The organism is Mycobacterium xenopi, from assembly GCF_009936235.1.
GTDB lineage: Bacteria > Actinomycetota > Actinomycetes > Mycobacteriales > Mycobacteriaceae > Mycobacterium > Mycobacterium xenopi.
This window is the reverse complement of record NZ_AP022314.1, coordinates 747,300-773,695: the sequence shown is the minus strand read 5'-3', so window position 1 is coordinate 773,695 and position 26,396 is coordinate 747,300. Positions and strand designations below refer to the sequence as shown.

The window sequence follows — 26,396 nt, the reverse complement described above, 5'->3', positions numbered from 1 at the left end:
CTCGAACTTGTCAGTGTCTAGATTGGAGGAGAGATGGCCCCGTTGATCACGCTGCTGATGGCCAGCATCGCGGCCCGCATCGTCGGGTGGCTCGGTGTCGACTATGTCGACAGCTGGCCCAAGGCGCTCGCGGTCGGCCTGGCCGCGATGTTCCTGTTGACGGGCGCGGCTCACTTCGCGCCACCGCTGCGCCGCGACCTCATCGCGATCGTGCCGCCGCGCCTGCCGGCGCCTCAATTGCTGGTGACGGTGACCGGGGTGCTGGAGTTTGTCGGCGCCGCCGGGCTGCTGGCGCCCGCCACCAGGGCGGTGGCCGCGGTGTGCCTGCTGGTGCTGATGTTGGCGATGTTCCCGGCCAACGTCTACGCAGCCCGGATGCCCAACCCACCCAGGTCGATGACGACGCGGCTATCCCTGCGCATCGCTCACGAGATCGTCTACCTGGGCGCTGCCGTAGTGGTCGCGATCGGCAGCAGCTAGCAGCCATGAGTACTGGAACGCGACCTCTTTCCACCGCTCGTAGCGTCCGCTGATACCGCCGTGGCCGGCGCTCATCTGGGTCTTCAACAGCACCGGGTTGGTGTCGGTCTTGGTATGCCGCAACGACGCTACCCATTTCGCGGGCTCGACGTAGTACACCCTGGTGTCGTTGAGCGACGTCATCGCCAGAATCGGCGGATAGTCCCGGGCAGCGATGTTTTCGTACGGCGAATACGATTTGATGTAGAAGTAGACTTCGCTGTCGCGCAAGGGGTTTCCCCACTCGTCCCACTCGGTGACCGTCAACGGCAGTGACGGGTCGAGCAGCGTGGTCAGCGGATCGACGAAGGGTACCTGCGCCAGGATGCCCGCGAAGAGCTCGGGTGCCATATTGGCCACCGCGCCCACCAGCAATCCGCCGGCGCTGCCGCCCAACGCCACTAAGTTCTGCGGCCGGGTCATGCCCGAGTCCACCAGATGCCGCGCCACCGCGACGAAGTCGGTGAAGGTGTTCTTCTTTCGCAGTAGCTTGCCGTGCTCGTACCACAGCCGGCCCATTTCGCCGCCACCGCGGACATGGGCGATGACGAACACCATCCCCCGGTCCAGCAGGGACAGCCGCGCGATAGAAAAGCGCGGGTCCTCACAGATCTCGTAGGCGCCGTAGCCGTATAGCAGTGTGGGAGCCGGCATTTCGATGCCCTGGCGATAGACGACCGATATCGGAATCCGGGCTCCGTCGGCGGCATAAGCCCAGTCCCGGCGTTCCACGTAGTCCTCGCGGCGGTAGTCCCCGAGCACCGGCTGCTCACGCAGCAACGTGCGCTCACCAGTGACGAAGTCGACATCGTAGATCTGTGCCGGGGTCAGAAACGATCCCGCTCCAATCCGCAGTTTTGGTGAATCCCAGCTCGGGTTGGGCCCCAGCCCAGCCGACATCAGCTCAGAGTCGAACGTAATCTCTTCCGGGGGCCCGTAGCCTCCGGCGGTCCGCAAGGGCCACAGCTGGATGCGCGGTAGGGCCTCGCGCCGGTAACTGACCACCAGATGGCCCGCGAAGGCGTCTACCGCGTCGAGGCGCACATCGTCACGGTGCGCGATCAACGTGCGCTGCGCGGCGGGATCGCTGACCGGAGCCTCGACGAGGGTGAAGTTGACCGCGCCGTCGTTGTGCAGGATCAAAAACCGGTCCTGGCCACCGACCACCGCATGCTCCACCGAATACTCGACGCCGTCACGCCTCGGCAGCACCGTGGTGAACTGCGCATGCGGGTCCGCGGCATTGGCATAACGGACCTCGGAGGTGATGGCAGAGCCGGACACGATCAGCACATAGGCGTCGCTGCGCGTGCGCCCCACCGCCAGCCAGAACCGTTCGTCGGCTTCGTGATACACCTTCTCGCTCGGCAACCCCGAGCCGAGCCGATGCCGCCACACGGTGTCGGGTCGCCACGCCGCGTCCACCGTGACGTAGTAGACCGTGCGGTTGTCGGTGGCCCACGTCACCCCTGCGCCGATACCGGTGATCTCGTCGGGGTACCGCTCGCCGGTGCGTAGGTCCTTGAACCGCAGGGTGTAGCGCTCGTCACCGACGTGGTCGACCGAGTATGCGAGCACGTTGCCGTCCGGACTGACACTGGCGGCGCCGAGCGCAAAGAAGTCGTGGCCTTCGGCTTCCACATTCTCGTCCAGCAGCACCTGCTCGCCGGGGATCTCGGTGTGTTCGTCAAAGATCGGCGGATCCCAGTCATCCGGATTGCGCACAGGGCAACGGCATTGGACGCCGTACTGCTTGCCTTCGAAGCTGCGGACGTAATACCACCAGTCGCCACGACGGGTCGGCACCGACAGGTCGGTCTCTTTGGTGCGTGCCTTGATCTCGTCGAAAATCTGTTGGCGCAGCGGCTCGAGGTGGGCTGTCATCGCGTCGGTGTAGGCATTCTCCGCTTCGAGGTGCGTGATCACGTCGGGGTTGGATTTGTCGCGCAGCCATTCGTAGGGGTCGATGAAGACGTCACCGTGATAAACCCGGCGAGTCTCCGCCCGTTTGGCCAGCGGCGGCAGAGCAGGCGTGTCATTCATGCACCGGGACCAATCCAGTCGTCGAAGCGCAGGCCCGAAATTCGTTCGTAGGCTTCGATGTAGCGGGAACGCGTCGCGTCGATGATGTGCTGTGGCAACGGAGGCGGCGGCTTCGAACCGGTCCGGTCCCAGCCCGATTCCGGGCTGGTGAGCCAATTGCGGACGAACTGCTTGTCGAAGCTGTGCTGTACCACGCCTTCTCGGTAGTTTTCGGCCAGCCAGTACCGCGACGAATCGGGTGTGAACACTTCGTCGGCCAGCACGAGGTTGCCGTGGTCGTCGACGCCGAACTCGAACTTGGTGTCCGCGATGATGATTCCCTTCTTCAGAGCATGGTCGGCGGCCTGAACATAGGTTTGCAGCGTACGATCACGCAGCTGGTTGGCGCGCACCGCTCCGACCAGCTCGATTACCCGTGCGAACGGAATGTTTTCATCGTGCTGTCCCAGTTCGGCTTTGGTCGCGGGAGTAAACAATGGGGTGGGAAACCTGCTGGCCTCAACCAAGCCTGGCGGCAACGGGATGCCGCAGAGTTTGCCGGTCTTTTGGTAGTCCAACAACCCCGAGCCGGTCAGGTAGCCGCGGGCCACGCACTCCACCGGGAGCATCTCCAGCTCCCGCACCACCAGCGCTCGTCCCAGCACTTCGTGGGGAATCCGCGGGTCGTCCGGCGGCGCGGCCAGATGATTGGGGGCTTCAACCAGATTGAAGAAAAACACACTCATCGCGGTCAGAACCCGGCCTTTGTCCGGGATCGTGCTGGCCAAGACGTAGTCGAACGCCGAGATCCGGTCGGTTGCGACCAACAACAGGTGCTTGTCGTCGACGCGGTACAACTCGCGGACCTTGCCGCTGGCCACGTGCTGGTAGTCGGACAAAGCGGGGCGCATCGCGCCAGCCTATCCGGCAGCCCAGGGAACCAACACTGTGCTGGGATCGAGGCTATGAGATTGCGCTACCTGCCCTACGCCACCAGACCCGGCCGGCTGCTGGCCCAACTGTGCAGCGATATCTTCGTCGCCCTGTGGACGGCCGCATGGGTGCTCGTCGGCATGGCGGTGCACAGCGCCGTGTCGACCATCGCGGGAGTTGGCCGACAGGTCAACAGCGGCGCGCACGGCATCGCCACCAATCTGCAGTCGGCGGGCCATAGCGCCGAGCGTATCCCGCTGGTGGGCGGCGCGGTCAGCAAGCCGCTCACCGCAGCGAGCGACGCGGCCCTCGACATCGCCGGCGCCGGCCACAACTTGGACACCACTGCCAGCTGGTTGGCCGTGCTGCTGGCGCTCGCGGTAGCCGCCCCGCCGATCCTGGCGGTGATGATGCCGTGGCTAGTCCTGCGGCTGCGGTTCTTCCGGCGCAAATGGACCGTGACCTCCCTGGCCGCCACGCCGGCCGGCGAACAGCTGCTCGCGCTGCGGGCCTTGGCCAACCGGCCGCTGCGCAGGCTGACCGCGGTCGACGCCGACCCGGTCGGCGGGTGGCGCCGCGAGGATCCGGTCACGATCGCCGGCCTGGCGGCCCTCGAGCTGCGGTCCGCAGGACTTCAGACCCGCTAGGCCGACGCCTGGCAAGCCGCTGCGATCCGCTCATGCTGCTGCGGCATTGCATCCGACCTCAAGTCGCCACAAGCCGGTAAACCCCTCGCCGAACAACGGCCGTCAGCGCAGCAGGCGCGGCACTTGCAACAGCCCGGCAACCACCACAATCACCCACGCCGCCAAGGCGTTCCAGAAGAACACCAGCGAAACCGTGTGCAGCGAGCGCACACCAAGCTCGACCGCCATGGCATAGGTGGCCGCTGAGTACATGCCGAGCGGAAACACCATCGCCCACCACACACCGGCAAACTGCAACGCCGCCGGCCGCCGGCTGATGTGGTGCAGCCCGAAGTAGATCAGCGGAGGAATCCACAAGGTGGCCACCAGCCAGCTCACCTGGGTGGTTGCGCGTACACTTCCCGCCAGCCAGCCGGTGGCCAGCTGGTGGATGTAGTCGCCGGCCAGCGTCGCAATGGCCAACGCGCCCATCAGGATCCAGGTATCCGGCTCGAATCCGTCGCGATGTTGTCGCTCCGCGACAGCGCGCCACACGATCAGCACCGTCATCAAGCCGTAGATGCACATCGCCGCCACCCACAACGGCACGGCGACCACCAGCCACCAGCGGTGACCGGTGTAATCGGCAACCAGCGCCATCATGATCACCAAGCCGGAGGTCGCCACGCTGGCCAGTTCCCAAGCGCCGTGCGCGCGGTCCCGCAGTGCCGCCCACGGGGTGCCCCACATGTTGCGCGCGGTGACCAGGATTAGCGCCAGCCAGGCCGACGACGCCACTGCGCCAAGGATCAGGGCGACCCGCACATGGGCAGCCACCCGGCTGCCCAGCACCGCAACAGCAGCGACGAAGCTGAACAGCCGCAGCGTCACATCAGGATCGGCAACGTCCCAAAATGTGATCCGCCGTTTGACCGCGGCAGTGACGATCACCAAGGCGACCAGCGCCAGCAAGGCGAGCGTAGCCAGCACGTCCAGAGTCTCACTGAGCAGCCGATACTGATGACTGCGTGCGGCGATCGACAAGATACCGGTCGCCATCACCGCCGCGAAAGCGTCTGGTGTCAGCTCGATGTCGCTGAACCGCAGCGTCACGACGGGGCGAGCAGTTCCACGACCAGATGCCTAATCCCGGTGTGCCGGTTGCTGCGGGCCCATTCGACCGGTGCCGCGACCCGCACGGCCCCAAAGCGCGCCAGCAGCTCCTCGAAAAGCACCCGCAGTTCCAGCCGGGCCAGGTTGGCGCCCAGGCAGTAATGTACCCCCTGACCAAAACCCAAGTGCGGGTTAGGTTTTCGGGTGATATCAAACTCGTCGGGTCGGTCGAATACAGCGGCGTCGCGGTTGGCCGAGCCTTCCCACACCAGCACTTTTTGACCGGCGTCAATCGGCTGGCCACCCAAGGTGACTGCCCGGGTGGCGGTGCGCCGCTTCGACGGCGACGGCGACGTCCACCGCACCATCTCTTCGATCGCCGTCGGCAACAACTCGACGTCGCTGCGCAATCGGCGCCACTGTTCGGGGCGTTCGGCCAACGCGAGCAGCCCGCCGGCGATCGCGTTGCGGGTGGTCTCCGCGCCCGCGCTGAACAACAAGTGAAAGAACAGGTACAGCTCGGCGTCGGACAGCGAGGGCGCGTCGGGATCGTCGATGGTGGCGTTCGCCACCGTGGAGAGCATGTCGTCGGCGGGTTGGGCACGTTTGCGCGCAATCAGCTCCTGCCCGTAGGCGTACAACTGCGACCCGGCGTCTTCGACATTCAGCCGCGGCATGGATGCGGTACGCGAAGCACCGAAATCGAATCCGGGCTCGACCGCCTCGAATAGCCAGTGCCGGTCGGCCTCCGGCACGCCCAACAGGATGCAGATCATCTGCATCGGCAACTCGGCGGCGATATCGACGACGAAATCGAACGCCACACCCGGAGTAACGCCGTCGAGCAGCCGACGCGCCCGTGCGCGCAGGTCGTCTTCGACGCGCCGGATCATCCGCGGCGTCAACCCGGAGCTGACCAGGCGCCGAATGTGCGTGTGCCGCGGGTCGTCCATCATGTTGAGCACCTGGCCCGCGATGGGCAGGTCTTGCAGCACTGTTCCGCCGAACGGTCGCCCACCCCCCGTCACGGAGGAAAAGGTCACCGGATCGCGCAGCACCGCAAGGGTTTCTGCGTACGTGGCCACTGACCAGAATCCCTCCCCGTCGGGTGTGTGCTCGGTCGGCTCATGCCAGAACACCGGCGCGTCGCGGCGGTGGATCGCGAATAGGTGATGGGGAAAACCGTTGGCAAAGTTGTCCAGGTCGGTGAAGTCGATCTGCGCCAGCGCAACCGAGACCGTCATGGCCTACAGGATCGCACCAGGGGTGTACTTGGCGGCATCCGGGTAATGGCTGACCAGCGCGTCCACCTCCGCCACCACCGCGTCGACCTGGTCGCCGGCAGCGCCGATGAAGGCCTGCCTGTCGGCCAGCACCGCCTCCAGCGCCCGGCGGTCCAGCGGCAACCGGGGGTCGGCGGCCAGCCGCTCCAGCAGCTCAGGCTCACCGCCGTCCCGCATCGCCAGCGCGGCCGCCACCGCGTGCTCGCCAATCACCTCGTGCGCCGATTCGCGGCCCATGCCGGCGCGCACCGCGGCGATCAAAACCTTGGTGGTGGCCAAAAACGGCAGATAGCGGTCCAGCTCGCGCTGGATCACCGCGGGGTAGGCCCCGAACTCGTCGAGCACGGTCAAGAAAGTCTCGATCTGCCCGTCGATGGCAAAGAAGCTGTCCGGCAACGCCACTCGGCGCACCACCGAGCACGACACGTCACCTTCGTTCCATTGCGCACCGGCCAGTTCGGCCGTCATCGCCGCGTAACCGCGCAGCACCACTTGCAGGCCGTTGACCCGTTCGCAGCTGCGGGTGTTCATTTTGTGCGGCATCGCCGAGGACCCGACCTGTCCGGGCGCAAAACCCTCGGTAACCAGCTCGTGCCCGGCCATCAGCCGGATGGTGTGCGCCAGCGACGAGGGGCCGGCGCCCAACTGCACCAGCGCAGACACCACGTCGTGATCCAGCGAGCGCGGATACACCTGCCCGACGCTAGTCAAAATCGTTGAAAACCCTAAAGATTCAGATATGCGCCGCTCGAGTTCGGCCAGCTTCGCCGCGTCTTTGCCCAGCAGGTCGAGCATGTCCTGCGCGGTGCCCATCGGGCCCTTGATGCCGCGCAGCGGATAGCGGTCGATGAGCTCACGCAGCCGGGTCAACGCGATCAGCGTCTCCTGCGCCGCCGAGGCGAACCGCTTGCCCAACGTGGTGGCCTGGGCAGCGACATTGTGGCTGCGCCCGGCCATCACCACGTCCCGATAGGTCAGGGCTCGCTCGGCCAGCCTCGCCGCGACGGCCACACCGTGGGCGAACACCAACTCCAACGACCTGCGGATCTGCAGCTGCTCGACGTTCTCGGTGAGGTCGCGGCTGGTCATGCCCTTGTGGATGTGTTCGTGACCGGCCAGCGCGTTGAACTCTTCGATGCGGGCCTTGACGTCGTGGCGCAGCACCCGCTCGCGCGCCGCGATCGAGGCCAGGTCGACGTCCTCGAGCACCCGTTCGTAGTCGGCGATCGCCTGGTCAGGCACGTCGACGCCGAGCTCCGCCTGTGCCCGCAGCACCGCCAGCCACAGTCGCCGTTCCGCGACGACCCTGGCCTGTGGCGACCAGATCGCAACCATGTCGGCGCTGGCGTAGCGGTCGGCCAGCACGTCGGGGATGCTCACAACGACACAGCTTACGGTCGTGATGCGGCAAGCTGGGCGAATGTACTTCGTAGGCGTCGATCTTGCATGGGGTGAAATCAGCCAGAGCGGTGTCGCGGTGGTCGACGCCGACGGCCGGCTGGTGCATCTCGGCACGGCGCACGACGACGCGAGCATCGAGAACACGCTGTCGGCCTACGTCCGCGACGACTGCCTGGTCGCGCTCGACGCACCGCTGGTCGTGAACAACCCAGCCGGGCATCGGCCCTGCGACCGGGCGCTCAACCGCGATTTCGGCAGGTTCGAGGCCGGCGCGCGCCCGGCCTACACCGGCAGACCCGAGTTTTCGAGCGTTCCCCGCGGGGCCAGACTGGCCGGAGCGCTCGCCCTGGACATCGACCCGCACTCCCAGGCCAAGCGGCGAGCGATCGAGGTGTACCCACATCCGGCCACCGTGGTGTTGTTCGGCCTGGATCGGACGCTGAAGTACAAGCGCGGCCCGCTCGGCACACGCCAGCGCGAATTGCTGCAGCTAATGACGCTGATCGAGCGGCTGGACGAGGCCACGCCTCGACTTCGGGTGAACCGCAACGTGGCCTGGGTCGAGTTGCGCAACCGGGTGACCGCGGCGACCCGCCCGGCGCAGCTGGACGGCGCAGCTGGACGGCGCCGAGGATCCCGTCGACGCCGTGATGTGCGCATACATCGCGCTGTACTGGTATCACCGTCCCGAAGACGTCACGATTTACGGTGATGTCGCGACCGGTTACATCGTCACCCCGGCGCTTCCCTCCGCTGTCGGTACACCCAGCGCGAAACCGCATGAACCCGACGACGTGGCGCGGCGGCTCGCCCGCCTCGCCGCGCTCCTCGAGGACGCCCAGCAAGTTAGAAGCTCTTCGGCGGCGGCTTTCGCCTCCACCAGACGGGCACTGATCCGACGGTTTCCGCTGCCGTGCGGGCCGTCAAATGGCGATCGGGGGATGCTCGAAAGGTGCGAAAACGTCGATGATTTCGAGTAGCGTCGCCCGTGCGGCGGCGCGCGGGTCCTGGCAGTCGTCGACTAGTGCACAGATCACCGCGCCGTCGACCGCGCAGATCATTGTGGAGACCAGGCCGATACGCACCGAGCGACCAGACCGTGCAACCGCTTCGGCAATCGCGTCGGCACGCTGCCGCAGGATCCGCCGCTGGATGTCACGCAACGCGGGCAGGCGCGCACAGGCGATGTAGCGTTCATAGCGAGAAGTCAGCTGGTCCTTGAGCCCGGGATCCGACGCGTCGCTGACGAGCAGGTCCACCAGCACATCGGCGGTGGTTTCGGGGCCGCGGCGGCGCCGGGACAGCGCGGCGACCCGGGCCCGCAGCTGCGCGACCTCCAGCATCCCGATGTGTTCGACGGCGCTGGCGATGAGCTCGTCCAGGGACGAAAAATAGTAGGTGGTCGACGCCAACGGCAGCCCGGCCCGGTGCGCGACGGCCCGGTGCCTCACCGCCTCGAAACCACCCTCGCACAACAGCTCAGCGGCTGCGGTGACCAGCGCGTACCGCCGGCGTTCTCCCTTGGGAGTAACAGCTGCGGTCACCCCCGTCATGCTGCCAGCTCAGTAGGAGCCGCATCGGCCTTTCGGATAAACGCCCATGCGGCGGCACTTAAGATGGCCCGCATGCCCGAGTTGAGCCGTCGGGCCGTGCTGCGCTTGGGCGCCAGTGCGGCGGTCGGAGCGGTAAGCGCTTACGCGGTGGGCGCGCCCCTGCAGTCGCGGCGCGCGGTTGCCGCGCGCGTATCGATCGCGGCCAGCGGCGTGCCGTTGGCACCGGCCCCACCGCTCGAGCCGGCTCCCGCTGCGGCGCCGACGATGTCCACCGGCTCGTTTGTGTCGGCGGCGCGTGGCGGGATCTCCACCAATTGGGCGATTGCCCGCCCGCCTGGCCAGACCAAAGCCTTGCGACCGGTGATCGCGTTGCACGGCAAAGGCTCTGATGCGGCTACCGTGATGGCCGGCGGTGTCGAGCAGGGGCTCGCCCAGGCGGTCCGGGCCGGTCTGCCGCCGTTCGCGGTGGTCGCCGTCGACGGCGGCGGAAGCTATTGGCACAAAAGGGCTTCCGGAGAGGATTCGGGTGCCATGGTGCTGAACGAGTTGATACCGATGCTGAGCAGCCAGGGCCTGGACACTTCGCGGGTTGCGTTTTTGGGCTGGTCGATGGGCGGCTACGGGGCACTGCTGCTGGGCAGCCGGCTGGGTCCGACCCGCACCGCGGCGATCTGCGCGGTGAGCCCGGCGCTGTGGCTCTCGCCGGGGGCGGCTGCGCCGGGAGCGTTCGACGGCGCCGACGACTGGGCGGCGAACTCGGTGTTCGGCCAGCCTGCGCTGGCGGCGATCCCGATCCGGGTGGACTGCGGCAACAGTGACCCGTTCTACGCAGCAACCCGGCAATTCGTGTCGCAGCTGCCCAACCCGCCGGCGGGCGGTTTCTCGCCCGGCGGACATGACGCCGGTTTTTGGAGTTCGCAACTGCCCGCCGAGCTCACCTGGATCGCACCGCTGCTCGTCGGTTAGCCGTCCGCCCGGTGTCCAGCCGCGCGCGGCCGGGGTGTACAACTGTTCACTAAGAACGTGCAGGGCGTTCCAGCGTTCCCGCGGAAAAGCACCACCACAGATAGGACCACAGCGATGGCGTTTTCACTTGAGCTTTCCGATGATGTGATCCAGGTTCGGGACTGGGTTCACGAGTTCGCCGCTGACGTGGTCCGCCCGGCAGCCGCCGAATGGGACGAACGCGAAGAGACTCCGTGGCCGATCATCCAGGAAGCGGCCAAGGTTGGCTTGTACTCCATCGACCTGTTCGCGGCGCAGGCCGCCGAACCGACGGGGCTGGGCATGTTGACGGTGTTCGAGGAGATGTTCTGGGGTGACGCGGGAATCGCGTTGTCGATCCTCGGTACCGGGTTAGCTGCGGCGTCGCTGGCCGCCACCGGCACTCGCGAGCAGCTCGCCGAGTGGCTGCCGCAGATGTTCGGCACCGTCGACGACCCTAAGCTGGCGTCGTTCTGCTCGTCGGAACCCGACGCCGGATCCGACGTCGGCGCGATCGCGACCCGAGCCCGCTACGACGAGGCGACCGACGAGTGGGTCCTCAACGGCACGAAAACCTGGGCCACCAACGGCGGTATCGCCAACGTGCACATCGTGGTCGCCTCGGTCTATCCCGAGCTGGGCACGCGCGGGCAGGCCACGTTCATCATCCCGCCGAACACTCCGGGTTTTCGGCAGGGGCAGAAGTTCAGCAAGCACGGCATCCGCGCCTCACACACCGCCGAAGTGATATTGGACGACGTGCGGATCCCGGGTCGGTTAATCGTCGGCGGGCGAGACAAATTCGAGGAACGAATCGCACGCGTGCGGGAAGGGAAGAGCGCGGGCGGCCAGGCGGCTTTGACGACGTTTGAGCGCACCCGGCCCGCCGTCGGGGCGATGGCGTTGGGCGTGGCGCGAGCAGCCTACGAATACGCGCTGGAGTACGCACAGCAGCGCGAGCAGTTCGGCCGCAAGATCGGCGATTTCCAGGCGATCGCATTCAAGCTCGCGGATATGAAGGCCCGGATCGACGCCTCGCGGCTGCTGGTGTGGCGAGCCGGGTGGATGGCCCGCAACAACAAGCCGTTTGTCGCGGCCGAGGGTTCGATGGCCAAGCTCGTGGCCAGCGAAACCGCCGTCTACGTCACCGACGAGGCGGTACAAATCCTCGGCGGCAACGGGTATACCCGGGAATATCCCGTGGAGCGGATGCGCCGAGACGCCAAGATCTTCACGATCTTCGAGGGCACCAGCGAGATCCAGCGCCTGGTCATGAGCAGGGCGATCACCGGTTTACCGCTGCGATGAGCCGCGCGGCCAAACCATTACCACAAGGCTTACTATAGCTGATACTATAGCGTTTTGCTACGCACGTCCGTCACGAAGGTTACCGAATTGGCTAAGCAGGCAGTCGCCGAGAAACGACAGCGGCGCGAACGCGGATCCATCAGCGTGGACGAAATCCTCAACGGCGCTTTCGAAGTGGCCGAGCAGGTGTCAATCGACAACCTCAGCATGCCGCTGCTGGCCAAGCACCTTGACGTCGGCGTCACAAGCATCTACTGGTACTTCCGCAAGAAGGAAGACCTGTTGGATGCGATGACCGACCGAGCGCTCGGTCAGTACGACTTCGCCACGCCGTTCGTCGAAGGCCGGAACTGGCGTGAGTCGCTGCACGACCATGCACATAAGATGCGTCAGACGTTTCGCGCCAACCCGGTCCTGTGTGATCTGATCCTGATCCGGGGCACGTTCGGCAAAGAAGCCACCCAGGCGGCCTTCCAGAAGCTGGAGAAAGCCGTCGCTACCCTGGTCGAGGCCGGGTTGTCACCGGAGGACGCGTTCGACACCTATGCATCGCTCTCGGTGCACACCCGCGGCTCGGTCGTCCTCGAGCGCCTGCAAGCCAAATCCGGCGGCGCCAGACCGTACGCCGATCGTGCGGTGCGCATCATCGACCCGGCCACGATGCCGCTGATCGCGGAATTGACCAGCAAAGGCCACCGTATCGGCGTGGCCGACGACATCAATTTCGAGTACGGGCTCAACTGCATTCTCGACCACGCCAGTCGCCTCATCGAGCAGAACGCGAAATCAACTGCAGACAAGGCGAATTCGAAGCGCTAGACCTCGATGACGACGGCTCCGCCCTGGCCGCCGCCAGCGCACATCGCAGCCACCCCGATCCCGCCGCCGCGGCGGCCCAACTCGTGTACCAGCGTGGTGAGCATGCGCGCCCCGGTGGCCGCGATGGGATGGCCCAGGCTGCACCCGCTGCCGTAGATGTTCACCCGGTCCTCGTCGAGCCCGTACTCGCGGCACGCGGCGATGGGCACCGATGCGAACGCTTCGTTGATCTCCCACAGCGTGACGTCGTTGGCGGACAAACCGGCGCGGTCCAGTACCTTGCCGATCACCCGAACCGCTCCCAGCCCGGTGTCGCGCGGTTCGACGCCGACAGCCGCCCACGTTTTGACGCTGCCCAGCACGGTGAGTCCCGCTGCGCGGGCAACGCCCTCGTCGGCCAAGGTCAGGGCGGCGGCGGCGTCGTTGGTGCCGCTGCTGTTGCCCGCGGTGATCGAAAACCCCTCGATTTCGGGGTGCAACACCTTCAGTGCCGCCAGCTTCTCCATGCTGGTGTCGCGGCGTGGATGTTCGTCCACGCTGAACTCGGTCAGCGCGCCGTCGCGACCCTGGATCTTCAGCGGGACGATCTCGTCGACGAACTTGCCAGCATCGATCGCCGCGACGGCGCGTTGATGCGACCGCAACGCCCAGGCGTCCATTTCCTCGCGGGTGATGCCGACGGCTTTCGCGGTATTCCAGCCCACGGTGATCGACATGTCGCGAGTGGGGGCATCTTGTGTTTCCGGGTGCGAGGGCGGCATCCATCGCTCCTCGAACTCCAGGTTCGGTCCCGGGATGCGCCAGTTCATCAGCGGCCCGGTCGACAGCGACTGCACACCACCGGCCACGACCACTTCCTCGACGCCGCAGCCGATCTGGGCCGCCGCGTCGGCGACGGCGGTCAGGCTGCCCGCGCAATGCCTGTTGACCGCCTGCCCCGGCACCGACACCAGTCCCGACGCCGCAGCGGCATAACGGGCCAGATCACCACCGCCGTAATGAGATTCGGCAAAGATGATGTCGTCGATCGCTGCCGGGTCGACACCGGATCGCCGCACCGTTTCTTCAAGCACGGTGGTCGCTAACACCTCGGCGGGTGTGTTGACCAACGAGCCCTTGAACGATGTTCCGATTGCTGTCCGCACGGCGTTCACGATCACAGGCTTGGGCATGGCCAGTAATAGTAACAGCTACCGTAACCACGACGATAAGCGGGTCGGCTGCTCAGGCGGGCGGCGCGGCTGCGCTCTTCGGGTTGAGGCTGGTTAAGTGTCCGCTCTCCCTGCCCGCCGCTGGGTCCAGTTGGCAGTCGACGATCGCGGGGTCACGGGATGTTAGCGCCTCGTTCAACGCCGCCTTCAACTCGGTCGGGGTGGTGACGTGATAACCCCTGCCCCCGAATGCCTGCGCGATGAGGTCGTGGCGCGCCTGCGCGCTCAGGACGGTCGGCGCTGGGTCCGCCCCGTTTGGCGAGGCCTCGTCGCCGCGGTAGACCCCGCCGTTGTTGAGGACGACGACGGTAATCGGCAGTCGGTAGCGGCAGACCGTCTCAAACTCCATGGCGCTGAAGCCAAACGCGCTGTCACCCTCGATGGCGACCACGGGCTGTCCGGTCTCGACCGCGGCGGCGATCGCATAGCCCATGCCGATGCCCATGACTCCCCACGTGCCGCTGTCGAGCCGACGCCGCGGCGCGTGCATGTCGATGACATTGCGGGCGGTGTCCAACGCGTTGGCGCCCTCGTTGACCACGTAGACGTCGGGATGCTGCACCAGCACGTCGCGCACGGCCCGCAGCGCGTTGTGGAATTGCATCGGGTGTGGGTCGTCGGCTAGGCGCTGGCGCATCGCGGCGTCGTTGCGGGCCCGACGCTCGGCCAGCTCATCCGTCCACGCCGTCGGTGCGATGACCGGGAGCTCTTGCACGCGGTCGAGCAGCGCGGTGATCACCGAGCCGATGTCACCGGCCAGCGGTGCCGCGATCGGCCGATTGCTGTCGAATTCGGACGCCTCGATGTCGATCTGGATGAACGTCGCGTCGGCCGACCATTGGGGCGGCTCGCCGTGGCCCAGCAGCCAGTTCAACCGGGCACCGACCAGCATGATCACGTCGGCGCGGGCCAGCGCCAGCGAACGCGCAGCCCCCACCGACTGCGGATGCGAATCGGGCAGCAGCCCCTTGGCCATCGACATCGGCAAGAACGGAATCCCGGTGGACTCCACGAATTGTCGAATCTCGTTGTCGGCCTGGGCGTATGCCGCACCTTTTCCCAGAACGATCAGCGGCCGCTGTGCCTGTGCCAGGAGCCGCACCGCGCGATCGACCGCCTCGGGTGCTGGCAGCTGGCGCGGCGCGGGGTCCACGACGCGCCACAGCGTTTCGGCGGCGCTGGCCGCGTCGACGGCCTGGCCGAGCACGGCGCCCGGGACGTCGAGGTAAACACCGCCCGGCGGCCGCAAACCGCGGTGCGGATCGCGCGGGCCACACCCAGGCCGATGTCTTGCGCCCGCCCGATCCGATACGCCGCCTTGGCGAATGGCCGGGCTGCGGCCAGTTGGTCGAGTTCCTCGTAGTCGCCGCGCTGCATGTCGACAAGCGCCCGCTCGCTGGACCCTGAGATCTGGATCATCGGGAAGCAGTTGGTGGTGGCGTTGGCCAGCGCGACGAGGCCGTTGAGGAAACCGGGCGCCGATACCGTCAAGCAGATGCCGGGTCGACGGGTGAGAAACCCCGCGGCGGCCGCGGCGTTGCCGGCGGAGGTCTCGTGCCGAAAACCGACGAAGCGAATGCCCGATGCCTGCGCGAGCCGGGCGAGATCGGTGATCGGGATGCCGACGAGCCCGTAGATGGTGTTGACCCGGTTGAGCTTGAGGGCATCGACCATCAAGTGGAAACCGTCGGTGAGGTCGGGTGCGGGTTGGCTGGCCATGCGTCCACTGTGGTCCAGTCTGGTCACAAGCTCCAACTAGCGTGTAGACGATGACCTCCGCCGCAGATTCTTCGAGCCCGCGCGTCGCGGATCTGTTCCAGGACGCAGCGCACCGCCGTCCGCAGGCTCGTGCGCTCGTCGTCAGCGCCGACCGGATGCCGATCACCTATCGCGGCCTGCTCGGACTGGTCGACGACCTGGCCGCACAGCTGGGCGCGCGGGGGCTGCGGCCCGGCGACCGGGTGGCGCTGCGCGCCCCCAGCAGCGCCGAGTTCGTCGTCGGGTTATTGGCGGGTTCGCGGGTGGGCCTCGTGGTGGTGCCGTTAGATCCTGCGCTGCCGGTCGCCGAGCAGCACGCCAGGATCGCCGCGGCGGGAGCGCGGGTCGTGTTGACCGATGCCGGCGAACGCGAACACGCTCCGTTCCCGTGTTGGTCCATCGCGCTCTGCCACGGCGGGGTCAGCCTGCACACCACTGCCGCGCCGTTTCCGCCGAGCCCGCCACCTGGCGGATTGCGGCCAGATGACGCGATGATCATGTTCACCGGCGGCACGACCGGCTCGCCGAAGATGGTGCCCTGGACCCATGACAACATCGCCGGCTCGCTGCGCGGCATCATCGCCACCTATGGGCTCGGCCCGCAGGACGCGACCGTCGCGGTGATGCCGCTGTTTCACGGTCACGGGTTAATGGCCGCGCTGCTGTCGACACTGGTGTCGGGGGGAACGGTGTTGCTGCCGGCCGGCGGGCGGTTTTCTGCGCACACGTTCTGGGACGACGTGCGAGCCGCCGGGGCCACCTGGTTCACCGCGGTGCCGACCATCCACCGTATCCTGTTGGAACGCAGTGGGATTGACCGTCCACGAGACGGTGTTACGTTGCGGTTTGTCCGCAGCTGCAGCGCTGCGCTCAGCGCCGAAACGGCGCAGGCAATGCGCGCGGAGTTCGGCGCGCCGGTGTTCAGCGCCTACGGGATGACCGAGGCCACCCACCAAGTGGCCAGCACCAGAGACGACCGGGCCGTAACCACCGGCCTGGTCGGCCGCTCGAGCGGGGTCGAGATCCGGATCGTCGGCGAGGATGGCTGGCCCCGCCCGCCGGAGACGGTGGGCGAGGTCTGGCTGCGCGGCCGCACGGTAGTGCGCGGCTACCTCGCCAACCCGGGTGCAACGGCCCAGACCTTCACCGACGGCTGGCTGCACACCGGTGATCTGGGGTCGCTGTCGGAAGCGGGCGAGCTGACGCTTCGCGGCCGGATCAAAGAGCTCATCAACCGGGCCGGGGAGAAGATCTCGCCCGAGCGCGTTGAGGCGGTGCTGTCCAGCCATCCGAATGTCACCGAAGCGGCCGTGTACGGCGTCGCGGACCCGCTCTACGGGGAGACGGTCGCCGCGGCGGTGGTGCCGGCGTCCTCCGCCGCGCCAAGCGTCGCAGAGTTGGCCCAGTTCTGCCGGGAACGACTGGCGCCCTTCGAGGTTCCCGCGAGCATCCACGTGGCCGATGAACTGCCGCACACGGCGAAAGGTTCGGTGGACCGCCGGGCCGTGGCCGAACGGTTCCGACGATGACCGCACCATTTGACTGGGCCTTTCCTTACGGTTGGCCGCGAAAGCCGATCCTGGCCCGCAACGTGGTGTGCACATCGCAACCGCTTGCCGCCCAAGCCGGTCTGCAGATGCTCGCCGACGGCGGCAGCGCAGTCGATGCGGCCGTCGCCGCCGCCATCACCCTCACGGTGGTCGAGCCGGTCTCCAACGGCATTGGCTCGGATGCCTTCGCCATCGTCTGGGATGGCCACCGGTTGCACGGGCTGAATGCATCAGGCCGATCCCCTGCGGCGTGGACGCCGGAGTACTTCGGCGACAAGGGCGTTCCGCTGCTCGGCTGGAACTCGGTCACCGTGCCCGGCGCGGTTTCGGGTTGGGTGGAGCTGCATTCTAGATTCGGGCGGCTGCCCTTCGCCCGGCTCTTCGAGCCGGCAATCTCATACGCCCGCAACGGTTTTCTGGTGTCGCCAACGGTGGCGGAGCAGTGGGCGGCTCAGGTGCCGCTGTTCAAGGATCAGCCGGGGTTCGCCGACGTGTATATGCCCGGCGGCCGTGCACCACGACCCGGTGAGCTCGTGGCCTTTCCCGATCACGCCGCCACGCTTGCGAAGATCGCCGCCACCAACGGCGCGGCGTTTTATTGCGGAGAGCTGGCGGCGCAACTGGATGCGCATGCGGCGGCCAATGGTGCCGTCCTACGGGCCAGCGACCTCGCCGCTCATCGCGCCGACTGGGTCGGCACAATCAGCGGTTCCTACCGCGGCTACACCATCCACGAAATCCCACCCAACGGTCAGGGAATCGTCGCCTTGATCGCCCTCGGCATTCTCGAACAGTTCGAAATAGATTCTGCTCCAGCGGATTCCGCTGACAGTCTGCATCTTCAGATCGAAGCACTCAAGCTGGCCTTCGCCGACGCGCAGGCCTATGTCGCCGACATCGACCACATGCCGCTGCGTCCACGGCACCTCCTCGACCCGGAATACCTCAAACAGCGGGCAACACTGATCGACCCGAACCGGGCCAAGCCGGCGTTCGCGGGTACTCCGAGCGGTGGCACGGTGTATCTCACCGCTGCCGACGCCTCCGGTGTCATGGTGTCGATGATTCAGTCGAACTACCTGGGCTTCGGCTCCGGTGTGGTGGTGCCGGGAACGGGAATCGCATTGCACAACCGCGGCGCGAATTTCGTTGCGACACCAGGGCATCCGAATCAGGTGGGCCCGGGTAAACGACCGTACCACACGATTATTCCCGGCTTCGTCACCAAAGACGGCACACCGGTGATGAGCTTTGGGGTAATGGGCGGGCCCATGCAGCCGCAGGGCCACGTGCAGGTGGTGGTCCGCATCGTCGACCACGACCAGAATCCGCAGGCGGCCTGCGACGGTCCCCGGTTCCGCTGGGTGCAGGGCATGCAGGTCTGCTGCGAGCGCGGCTTTCCGCCGGCCACGCTCGACGAGCTGCAGCGGCGTGGCCACGAACTGGTTATCGCAGACGACTACGACCAGTTCGGTAGCTGCCAGGCGATCTGGCGGCTCGACGACGGCTACCTCGCCGTGAGCGATCCGCGCCGAGACGGTCAAGCCGTGGGGTACTGATGCGACGTCTGGGCGTCGTCACATTGGTCTCGTCAGTCTCCGGGGCGCCAGCGGCGCGCGTCGTCTGGACTAGACGTGGATCTTGCCCTCCGCAGCGAGCAATCCGATGTCGCTGCGAAAGTGCCCGCCGGGCAACTTGATTGAATCGAGGATGTGATATGCCGCCGAGCGCGCCGCGGCTAGGTCGGGGCCGGTGCCCACCACCGAGAGCACTCGACCACCGGAGGACACGATCGCGCCGTCGTCGCGCCGGGCCGTCCCGGCGTGCAATACGCCCTCGGCCTCCGCGCCGATGACTACGTCGCCGAGCCGTGGCCGCCCCGGATAGTTTTCGGCCGCAAGCACCACCACCACCGCCGCACCCTCGCGCCAGCGCAAATCTCCGAAGTTCGCCAACCCGCCGGTGGCTGTCGCGTAAAGCAGTTGGCCCAGCGGCGATTCCAGCAGTGCTAGCACCGACTGGGTTTCGGGATCACCGAAGCGGCAGTTGAATTCGACCACCGCCGGCCCTTTGGCGGTGATCGCCAGACCGGTGTAGAGCAGTCCGCTAAACGGGTTGCCGCGCCGGACCAGTTCGGCGGCAACGGGTTCGACGATCTCGCTGACGATTTGCTGGTAGGTTTCCCTGGGCAGCCAGGGCAACGGTGCGTAGGCGCCCATGCCACCGGTGTTGGGTCCGGTGTCGCCGTCGCCGACCCGCTTGAAATCCTGCGCGGCCAGCATTGGGACTACCGTGCGGCCGTCGACCAGGCTGAACAGCGACACCTCGGGGCCGTCAAGGTAGGACTCCAACACCACCGGGTGCCCGGCTTCGAGCAACCCCGCGGCGTGCGCGCGGGCGACCTCGCGGTCGGGTGTCACCACCACGCCCTTGCCCGCCGCCAGCCGGTCGTCTTTCACCACCCAGGCGGGATCACCCGCGGCCACCCCGAACCGCGCCAGCGCCGCATCCAAATGCGCGGGGTTGTCGATGATCTCGCTGGCAGCGGTGCGTACCCCGGCCGCGGCCATCACCTTTTTGGCGAACGCCTTCGACCCTTCGATTCGCGCGGCGTCTTTGGAGGGCCCGAAGCAGGCGACGCCGGCGTCGCGCAGCGCGTCGGCAACCCCGAGCACCAGCGGTATCTCGGGGCCGATCACCACCAGATCCGGCCGCACCCGGCGGGCCAGCGCAACAACTTCTTCCGCCGAGGTGACGTCGACCGGGTGCTGCTCGGCGATCAGCGCGGTCCCGGCGTTGCCCGGCGCGATGGCCAGCGCGTCGACTTCAGGGTCGTCGCGTAGCGCCAGCAGCAGGGCATGTTCACGGGCACCGGAGCCGATTACCAAGACGCGCACAACACGTCACCCTAGCGGGCCGCCCCGGTTAGTCGAGCGTCTTACCCGTGTGCATCTTGACCGCCGCGTTGACATTGGCCTTCTTGTCGTCGGCGGTTCCTTCGGCGGCGGCCTCCTTGCGCCTGGCCGTGACCCGTTCGATCACGCCGTTCAGTCCCGAGCCGAGCGGGAACCCGACGTAGTGGGTCAGGAAGATCGCCACCTCGCGCAGTTCGTCCTCGGTCAACTCCCCGTTCTGCAACGCGGCGTTGACCTGAACCTCGGCAAGGTCTTGCTGTCCCAGCGCGGTGACAACCGACAACGTCATCAGTCGCTTGTCACGCATGGACAACCCGGGACGCGTCCAAATCCGCCCGAAGAGGTGATCGACGGTCAACGCGAAGTACTCACCCGGCATATCCGGCATCTCCCAGGCGTAGACCTCGTTCATCTTCTCGAGGCCTTTGCGACGCAGTTCGTCCATCGCGTCTCCAATCACTTCGACGGGGCCGTGTGCGGCAGGCCAAGGCCGTCCGCTAACCGCTGCAACGCCACTTCGGCAAGCGGCAGCTCAATCGATAACACCTCACCCAACGCCAGCGCCAGGCTCAGGTCCTTCTCGCCCAGAGCGCGCGTGTGCAGGAACGGTTCATACAAGAAGTGGCCTGGCTCTAGGGGTTTCATGTTTTCACGGACCATGATGGCACCCGGCCCGCCGGTGAGCGCGTCGGTGTGACGCACTACTCGACCCAGGGCTTGAAGGTCAAGTCCGGCTGCCTCAGCGAGCTTCATAGCCTCACACGCCGCAGCATAGGAGGTGAACGTCAACATGTTGCGGGCCAGCTTCATCCGGGTTCCCGCCCCGGGTGGGCCAGCGTGGATGACCAACGACGCCCACTGTTTGAACGCGGGCTTGACCCGCTCGTAGACGTCGCGCTCGGCGCCCACCATGGTGGCCAACTCGCCTTTCTCGGCAGCACCGCCGCCACCGCTGACGGGCGCGTCGACGACGTGAATGCCTTGTGGTTCGAGCTGCTGCGCCAGTTCGACCGCCGTGGTGTCGCTAATCGTCGAGTGGATCGCAATGACTGTACCGGGTTTGACCCGCTGGGCCAGCTCGTCGACCACCTCGCGCACCTGCTCGTCGTCGAGCACAGTGACGCTGACGATGTCGGCCGCGGCAACGTCGGCGATGCTGTCGGCCAGCGTGGCACCGGCTTCGGCCAAGGGGGTCATCGCCTCGGTACGGATGTCGAACACGATCAAGCCGCCGGGCCAGTCGACCAGACGTCTGGCCATCGGGGCCCCCATGTTCCCCAACCCGATGTAGCCGAGCTTCACCTGTTGAGTCATGACCGGATGATCTGCCCGCCGTCGACGTTGAAGATCTGACCGGTGATCCACGACGCCGCATCCGACAACAGGAACAGGCACATGCCGACCAGATCGTCGGGTGTCCCCATGCGCGACAACGGAATCTGCTTAACCATGTCTTTGACGATCTCGCCGGGCGTGACCGTTTTCGTGGCCTCCGTGTCGATCGGCCCGGGCGCGATCGCGTTGATACGGATGTTCATACCGCCGAGCTCGCGGGACAGTTGCTGGGTCAACCCGTTGATGCCGACTTTGGCCAAGCCGTAGAAGTTGGAGTACAGCCACGCCGCGGTCGACGATTGGTTGACGATCGCGCCGCCGCCGCGTTTGGCCATCTGCTTGTACACCGCCCGGGTGCAGATCAGCGCCCCGTCGAGGTTGACGCTCATGAACTTCTTGTAGTAGTCGAGCGGAACGGTAAGCAGCAGGTCGAGTTTCATGCCGCCGTAGATGGCGGCGTTGTTGACCAGGTAGTCGATGCCGCCGAACTCGGTGACCGTGGCGTCGGCCATCGCCTTGGCCGAATCCGGATCCGAGACGTCGACCGGCACGTGGATCGCCTTGCCGCCGTCGGCGACGATCTGTTTGGCCGCGGCCTCGGCGGCGTCGGCGTTGATGTCGGCGACCACCACCGAGGCCCCTTCGCGGGCCAGGGCCTGGGCATAGGCCTGCCCGATGCCCTGCGCCGCGCCGGTGACAATCGCCACTTTGCCTTCCATACTTCTTCCTCTCCGCCGGGTGGCGACTTGTCGCACGCTTCTGGCCACTCGCGACTCAAACCGCTGTCGCAATAAGTTTCGTCTCCAGGTACTCCTCGAAACCGGCCAGCCCCATCTCGCGGCCGATGCCGGATTGCTTGTAGCCGCCGAACGGCGCGTCCGCGGAGTACCACACGCCGCCGTTGACGTTGACGGTGCCGACCCGCAGCCGCGCCGCCACCTCCGCCGCGCGTCCCGGATCGGCGCTATAGACGGTGCCGGACAAGCCATATGGCGAGTCGTTGGCGATACGTACCGCATCGTCGTCGCCGTCGTGGGCGATCACCGTAAGCACCGGGCCGAAGATCTCCTCGCGCGCGGTCCGCGCGTCGTTGGTGAGTCCGGCGATCACGGTCGGCTCGATGAAAAATCCGCTCGTCTTGTCCGCTGGTCGACCACCGCCGCAGGCGAACGAACCGCCTTCGGCCACGGCCAAATCCAGATACCCCTGCACGCGATCACGCTGCCGCGCCGAGATCAGCGGCCCGCACACGGTGGCAGGATCGTTGGGGTCGCCGGGTTTGATCGACCCCATGGTGGCGGCCGCAATACCCACCGCCTCGTCGTACCGGGCCCGCGGCACCACCAGCCGGGTGGTGATCGCGCAGCCCTGCCCGGCATGCATGGACGCCGCGAACGCAGACACCGAGCACGCGCCCGCCAAATCGGCGTCGTCGAGCACTACGAACGCCGACTTGCCACCGAGCTCTAAGAACACCTTCTTGATGTTGGCGGCCGCGTCGGTCATCACGCTGCGGCCGGTGGCGGTCGAGCCAGTGAACGAAATCATGTCCACCCGAGGGTCTTTGGCCAACAGCGCACCCAGACTGTGATCGCTGGAGGTGACGATGTTGACCACGCCGGGCGGAAAGTCGGTGTGCTCGACAATGATTTCGGCGAGCGCGCCTGCGCACCACGGCGTGTCCGGCGCGGGTTTCAACACGACCGTGTTGCCCGCCGCCAGCGCCGGGCCCAGCTTGGCCAGGTTGATCTGGTGCGGAAAGTTCCACGGAGTGATCGCGCCGACCACCCCGACGGCTTCGCGCGCGATCGTGCGCCGGGTCGGGATGCCCAGCGGAGCAGCCTCGCCGAGGTCCTGATTCCATTGGTATGACTCGGCGGTATCTGCGGAGAACGCCAGGTCGTCGATCGGCCCTTCCAGCTGGGCGCTGGCTGTGAGCATCCGCGGCGCGCCGACCTCGGCGATGGTGATCTCGCGCAACTCCTCGACATGCGCGCGCATCGCGTCGCGCAGCTGACGCAGGCAGCGCACCCGAAGTTCGGTGTCTCGAGACCAGTCGGTGTCGTCGAAGGCCCGCCGCGCGGCGTCGATGGCGCGGCTCATGTCCTCGGCGTTGGCGTCGGCGGCGGCGCCCAGCACTTCCTCGGTCGCCGGATTGAGCGTGGGGAACGTGCCCGCGCTGCCGGCACCCAATTTGCCGTCGATGAGTAGGGCACTTACACCGTCCGCCAACAACGCCATCGCGCGCTCCCCGCCAAGTAATGGACAGTTGTCCGAAATCATCCAGTCGAACCATAGCTGCACAGGCGGTGACGGTGCAAGGCCCGCTAGGGGTCAGTCCCGTGGCTATCCCTGTCTTCCAGGGTTTATGGCTCAAATACTTGATTCCGTCGATGCCTATCAGATAGCTTGGACATGTGTCCAGCGATGCAGTGGTCACGCTCACTTCGCAGCCCGATGGCCAACCCGGCGAGGTGCCGCGCAACCGCCGCCAGGAAGAGACCTTCCGCAAGGTGCTGGCCGCCGGCATGGAGACGCTGCGGGAAAAGTCCTACGCGGATCTGACGGTGCGCGCCGTGGCCGCCCGGGCCAAGGTGGCCCCGGCGACCGCGTACACCTACTTCTCCTCGAAGAACCATCTGATCGCAGAGGTGTATCTGGACTTGGTCCGGCAGGTGCCGTACTTCACCGACGTCAACGAGCCGATGGCGATCCGGGTCGACAAGGCGCTGCGGCACCTGGCACTGGTCGTTGCCGACGAGCCCGAGGTCGCCGCGGCGTGCACGACGGCGCTGCTCGGCGGTGGCGCTGACCCGGCGGTCCGCAAGGTGCGCGACCGGATCGGCGCGGAGATTCACCGCCGGATCACATCGGCAATCGGACCCGACGCCGACCCGCGTACCGTGGCCGCACTCGAGATGGCTTTCTTCGGCGCGCTGGTGCAGGCCGGCAGCGGCGCTTTCACCTACCACCAGATCGCCGACCGGCTCGCCTACGTAGTCGGCCTGATCTTGCCCGGGGCCCCGACTGGAGAAGACCGCTCATGACCGTAGAGACGCCGGGACTGGTGCTCGACCCCTACGACTACGACTTTCACGAAGATCCGTACCCCTACTACCGGCGGCTGCGTGACGAGGCTCCGCTGTACCGCAACGACGAGCTGAAGTTTTGGGCGTTGTCGCGTCATCACGACGTGCTGCAAGGCTTCCGCAACAGCACCGCGCTGTCCAACGCCTACGGCGTCTCGCTGGATCCGGTTTCCCGCAGCCCCGACGCCCACAAGGTGATGTCGTTTCTGGCCATGGACGACCCGGGCCATCTGCGGCTGCGCACCTTGGTGTCGAAGGGATTTACCCCCCGCCGGATTCGTGAGCTCGAGCCGCGGGTTCAGCAACTGGCCCGAATCCATCTCGACGCGGCCTTGCAGTCGGAAAGTTTCGACTTCATCGCCGAATTCGCCGGCAAGCTCCCGATGGACGTGATCTCCGAACTGATGGGCGTACCTGAGCCGGACCGGCCGCGGATCCGTGCGCTGGCCGACGGGGTGCTGCACCGCGAGGACGGCCTGGCCGACGTGCCCCAGACCGCCGTGCAGGCGTCGATCGATTTGATGGCCTACTACACCGAGCTCATCGGCGAATTCAAGAAGACCCCTGCTGACAACCTGACTTCAGCGCTGCTGCAGGCCGAGATCGACGGCGACCGGCTTACCGACGAGGAGATCCTGGCGTTTTTGTTCCTGATGGTGATCGCCGGCAACGAGACCACCACCAAGCTGCTCGGCAACGCTGTTTACTGGGCGGCGCGCAATCCCGACCAGTTGGCCCGGGTTGTCGCCGACCACTCCTTGATACCGGCGTGGGTGGAGGAAACGCTGCGGTACGACACCTCCAGCCAGATTCTGGCCCGCACTGTCGCACACGACCTTACGATGTACGGCACCACGGTGCCCGAAGGCGACGTGCTGTTGTTGCTGCCGGGCTCGGCTAACCGCGACGACCGGGTTTTTCCCGACGCCGACGACTACTGCATCGGACGCGAGATCGGGTCAAAATTGGTCAGTTTCGGCAGCGGCGCGCATTTCTGTTTGGGAGCACATTTGGCGCGGATGGAAGGCCGCGTGGCCCTGAGCGAGCTGCTGAACCGTATCCGCGGGTACGCGGTGGACGAAGACAACGCAGTACGGGTGCATTCCAGCAACGTGCGCGGGTTCGCCTGCCTGCCAATCAGCGTGGAGGTCGCCTAAATGCCTCGCTTCCAACCACATCCGGCGCGGCGCCCGGCCATTGTGGCTGGCGCTTCGTCAGGCATCGGGGCGGCCACAGCCGTCGAGCTTGCGGCTCGCGGGTTCCCTGTCGCGCTGGGCGCCCGGCGTGTCGAGAAATGCGAAGAGATCGCCGGCACGATCCACGCGCAGGGTGGCGAGGCGGTCGCGCTCTACCTGGACGTCACAGATCCGGAGTCGGTCAAGGGTTTTGTGCACCGCGCGACCGAGCAACTCGGCGATATCGAGCTGCTCGTCGCTGGTGCCGGAGACACTTACTTCGGCCGGCTGCACGAAATCAGCACCGACATCTTCGAATCCCAGGTGCAGATCCACCTCATCGGCGCCAACAGGTTGGCCACCGCCGTGCTGCCAGGCATGCTGGAACGCCGCCGTGGCGACCTCATCTTCGTCGGATCCGACGTGGCGCTGCGGCAACGACCGCACATGGGCGCCTACGGCGCGGCCAAGGCTGGGCTGGTCGCGATGGTCACCAACCTGCAAATGGAGCTCGAGGGCACCGGTGTGCGCGCCTCGATCGTTCATCCGGGTCCGACCAAGACCGGCATGGGCTGGAGCCTGCCGCCTGAATCGATCGGGCCGATGCTCGAAGACTGGGCCAAGTGGGGACAAGCCCGCCACAACTATTTCCTGCGGCCGTCCGACCTGGCCCGAGCGATCGCGTTCGTCGCCGAAACGCCTCGCGGTGGGTTCATCACGTCGATGGAGATCCAACCCGAGGCGCCGCTGTCGGACGCGCCGGCCGAACGCAAGCAACTGAAGTACCCGGAGGAGTCGTGAC

General features: G+C 66.6%; 23 protein-coding genes and 1 pseudogene. 11 read left to right on the top strand and 13 right to left on the bottom strand.

Features of this window, described 5'->3' with window-relative positions:
- Positions 1-33 precede the first annotated feature (33 nt).
- Positions 34-480 (top strand): DoxX family protein, encoded by a 447-nt coding sequence (locus MYXE_RS03405; protein WP_003923230.1) that lies wholly within the window; start codon positions 34-36, stop codon positions 478-480.
- On the opposite strand, the gene MYXE_RS03400 is transcribed toward MYXE_RS03405, so the two are convergent.
- Positions 409-2,562 (bottom strand): S9 family peptidase, encoded by a 2,154-nt coding sequence (locus MYXE_RS03400; RefSeq protein ID WP_085194720.1) that lies wholly within the window; start codon positions 2,560-2,562, stop codon positions 409-411. The genes MYXE_RS03405 and MYXE_RS03400 overlap by 72 nt on opposite strands.
- A complete protein-coding gene (locus tag MYXE_RS03395) occupies positions 2,559-3,452 on the bottom strand; it encodes a phosphoribosylaminoimidazolesuccinocarboxamide synthase (protein WP_085194722.1) in 894 nt (297 codons plus the stop codon). The genes MYXE_RS03400 and MYXE_RS03395 overlap by 4 nt, the downstream gene beginning before the upstream one ends.
- 54 nt (positions 3,453-3,506) lie before the next feature.
- On the opposite strand from MYXE_RS03395, the gene MYXE_RS03390 reads away from it, so the two are divergent.
- Entirely contained in the window at positions 3,507-4,121 is a 615-nt protein-coding gene (locus MYXE_RS03390; RefSeq protein WP_085194723.1) for a hypothetical protein, read from the top strand.
- Between the two features lie 102 nt (positions 4,122-4,223).
- Here the strand turns inward: MYXE_RS03390 and MYXE_RS03385 are convergent, their stop codons facing one another.
- Genes MYXE_RS03385 through purB form a run of 3 tightly spaced genes read right to left on the bottom strand, consistent with a single transcriptional unit; the run spans position 4,224 to position 7,876 of the window.
- Positions 4,224-5,213 (bottom strand): tellurite resistance/C4-dicarboxylate transporter family protein, encoded by a 990-nt coding sequence (locus tag MYXE_RS03385; protein ID WP_085194725.1) that lies wholly within the window; start codon positions 5,211-5,213, stop codon positions 4,224-4,226.
- Positions 5,210-6,457 (bottom strand): cytochrome P450, encoded by a 1,248-nt coding sequence (locus MYXE_RS03380; RefSeq protein WP_085194727.1) that lies wholly within the window; start codon positions 6,455-6,457, stop codon positions 5,210-5,212. The genes MYXE_RS03385 and MYXE_RS03380 overlap by 4 nt, the downstream gene beginning before the upstream one ends.
- Positions 6,458-6,460: 3 nt before the next feature.
- On the bottom strand, positions 6,461-7,876 hold the full coding sequence (purB, locus tag MYXE_RS03375; RefSeq protein WP_085194729.1) for an adenylosuccinate lyase: 1,416 nt from the start codon (positions 7,874-7,876) through the stop codon (positions 6,461-6,463).
- A gap of 40 nt (positions 7,877-7,916) precedes the next feature.
- On the opposite strand from purB, the gene MYXE_RS03370 reads away from it, so the two are divergent.
- The gene (locus MYXE_RS03370) at positions 7,917-8,609 is read left to right on the top strand and encodes a DUF429 domain-containing protein (RefSeq protein WP_269474418.1); all 693 of its coding nucleotides are present in this window, start codon (positions 7,917-7,919) and stop codon (positions 8,607-8,609) included.
- A gap of 211 nt (positions 8,610-8,820) precedes the next feature.
- On the opposite strand, the gene MYXE_RS03365 is transcribed toward MYXE_RS03370, so the two are convergent.
- Complete coding sequence (locus MYXE_RS03365; RefSeq protein WP_085194731.1) at positions 8,821-9,450, bottom strand: TetR/AcrR family transcriptional regulator; 630 nt, start codon at positions 9,448-9,450, stop codon at positions 8,821-8,823.
- 63 nt (positions 9,451-9,513) lie between these two features.
- Between MYXE_RS03365 and MYXE_RS03360 the strand changes: the two genes are divergently transcribed.
- The 3 genes from MYXE_RS03360 to MYXE_RS03350 all read left to right on the top strand — a co-directional run bounded on the left by MYXE_RS03360 (position 9,514) and on the right by MYXE_RS03350 (position 12,561).
- A complete protein-coding gene (locus tag MYXE_RS03360) occupies positions 9,514-10,416 on the top strand; it encodes an alpha/beta hydrolase (RefSeq protein ID WP_085194733.1) in 903 nt (300 codons plus the stop codon).
- Between the two features lie 114 nt (positions 10,417-10,530).
- Positions 10,531-11,742, top strand: a complete 1,212-nt coding sequence (locus MYXE_RS03355; RefSeq protein WP_003923220.1) for an acyl-CoA dehydrogenase family protein — start codon at positions 10,531-10,533, stop codon at positions 11,740-11,742.
- A gap of 87 nt (positions 11,743-11,829) precedes the next feature.
- Positions 11,830-12,561 (top strand): TetR/AcrR family transcriptional regulator, encoded by a 732-nt coding sequence (locus tag MYXE_RS03350; RefSeq protein WP_169714194.1) that lies wholly within the window; start codon positions 11,830-11,832, stop codon positions 12,559-12,561.
- Here the strand turns inward: MYXE_RS03350 and MYXE_RS03345 are convergent.
- Together MYXE_RS03345 and oxc are read right to left on the bottom strand one after the other, a co-directional pair.
- Complete coding sequence (locus tag MYXE_RS03345; RefSeq protein WP_085194737.1) at positions 12,558-13,733, bottom strand: thiolase family protein; 1,176 nt, start codon at positions 13,731-13,733, stop codon at positions 12,558-12,560. The genes MYXE_RS03350 and MYXE_RS03345 overlap by 4 nt on opposite strands.
- A gap of 52 nt (positions 13,734-13,785) precedes the next feature.
- Positions 13,786-15,491 (bottom strand): annotated as a pseudogene (oxc, locus tag MYXE_RS03340) (oxalyl-CoA decarboxylase).
- A gap of 50 nt (positions 15,492-15,541) precedes the next feature.
- Between oxc and MYXE_RS03335 the strand changes: the two are divergent.
- A complete protein-coding gene (locus MYXE_RS03335; RefSeq protein WP_161552038.1) occupies positions 15,542-17,059 on the top strand; it encodes a FadD7 family fatty acid--CoA ligase in 1,518 nt (505 codons plus the stop codon).
- A complete protein-coding gene (locus MYXE_RS03330) occupies positions 17,056-18,639 on the top strand; it encodes a gamma-glutamyltransferase family protein (RefSeq protein WP_085194743.1) in 1,584 nt (527 codons plus the stop codon). The genes MYXE_RS03335 and MYXE_RS03330 overlap by 4 nt, the downstream gene beginning before the upstream one ends.
- Before the next feature lie 69 nt (positions 18,640-18,708).
- Here MYXE_RS03330 and purD read toward each other — a convergent pair whose 3' ends face one another.
- From purD to MYXE_RS03305, 5 genes are read right to left on the bottom strand one after another with little or no spacing between them, the layout of a single operon-like run.
- Positions 18,709-19,977, bottom strand: a complete 1,269-nt coding sequence (gene purD / locus MYXE_RS03325; protein ID WP_085194745.1) for a phosphoribosylamine--glycine ligase — start codon at positions 19,975-19,977, stop codon at positions 18,709-18,711.
- A 28-nt stretch (positions 19,978-20,005) separates the two neighbouring features.
- The gene (locus tag MYXE_RS03320) at positions 20,006-20,440 is read right to left on the bottom strand and encodes a carboxymuconolactone decarboxylase family protein (RefSeq protein WP_085194747.1); all 435 of its coding nucleotides are present in this window, start codon (positions 20,438-20,440) and stop codon (positions 20,006-20,008) included.
- 11 nt (positions 20,441-20,451) lie between these two features.
- Positions 20,452-21,309, bottom strand: coding sequence for an NAD(P)-dependent oxidoreductase (locus tag MYXE_RS03315; RefSeq protein ID WP_085194749.1), 858 nt, complete (start codon positions 21,307-21,309; stop codon positions 20,452-20,454).
- The gene (locus MYXE_RS03310; RefSeq protein WP_085194751.1) at positions 21,306-22,049 is read right to left on the bottom strand and encodes an SDR family oxidoreductase; all 744 of its coding nucleotides are present in this window, start codon (positions 22,047-22,049) and stop codon (positions 21,306-21,308) included. The genes MYXE_RS03315 and MYXE_RS03310 overlap by 4 nt, the downstream gene beginning before the upstream one ends.
- A gap of 55 nt (positions 22,050-22,104) precedes the next feature.
- On the bottom strand, positions 22,105-23,571 hold the full coding sequence (locus MYXE_RS03305; RefSeq protein WP_085194879.1) for an aldehyde dehydrogenase: 1,467 nt from the start codon (positions 23,569-23,571) through the stop codon (positions 22,105-22,107).
- A gap of 176 nt (positions 23,572-23,747) precedes the next feature.
- On the opposite strand from MYXE_RS03305, the gene MYXE_RS03300 reads away from it, so the two are divergent.
- Genes MYXE_RS03300 through MYXE_RS03290 form a run of 3 tightly spaced genes read left to right on the top strand, consistent with a single transcriptional unit; the run spans position 23,748 to position 26,395 of the window.
- Positions 23,748-24,377 carry a TetR/AcrR family transcriptional regulator gene (locus MYXE_RS03300; RefSeq protein ID WP_085194753.1) on the top strand — a complete coding sequence of 210 codons (630 nt, stop codon included), beginning with the start codon at positions 23,748-23,750 and terminating at the stop codon, positions 24,375-24,377.
- Positions 24,374-25,576: a cytochrome P450 gene (locus tag MYXE_RS03295; RefSeq protein WP_085194755.1), complete on the top strand. Its 1,203-nt coding sequence runs from the start codon at positions 24,374-24,376 to the stop codon at positions 25,574-25,576. The genes MYXE_RS03300 and MYXE_RS03295 overlap by 4 nt, the downstream gene beginning before the upstream one ends.
- Positions 25,577-26,395: an SDR family oxidoreductase gene (locus MYXE_RS03290; RefSeq protein WP_085194757.1), complete on the top strand. Its 819-nt coding sequence runs from the start codon at positions 25,577-25,579 to the stop codon at positions 26,393-26,395.
- The last annotated feature ends 1 nt before the right edge of the window (position 26,396 follow it).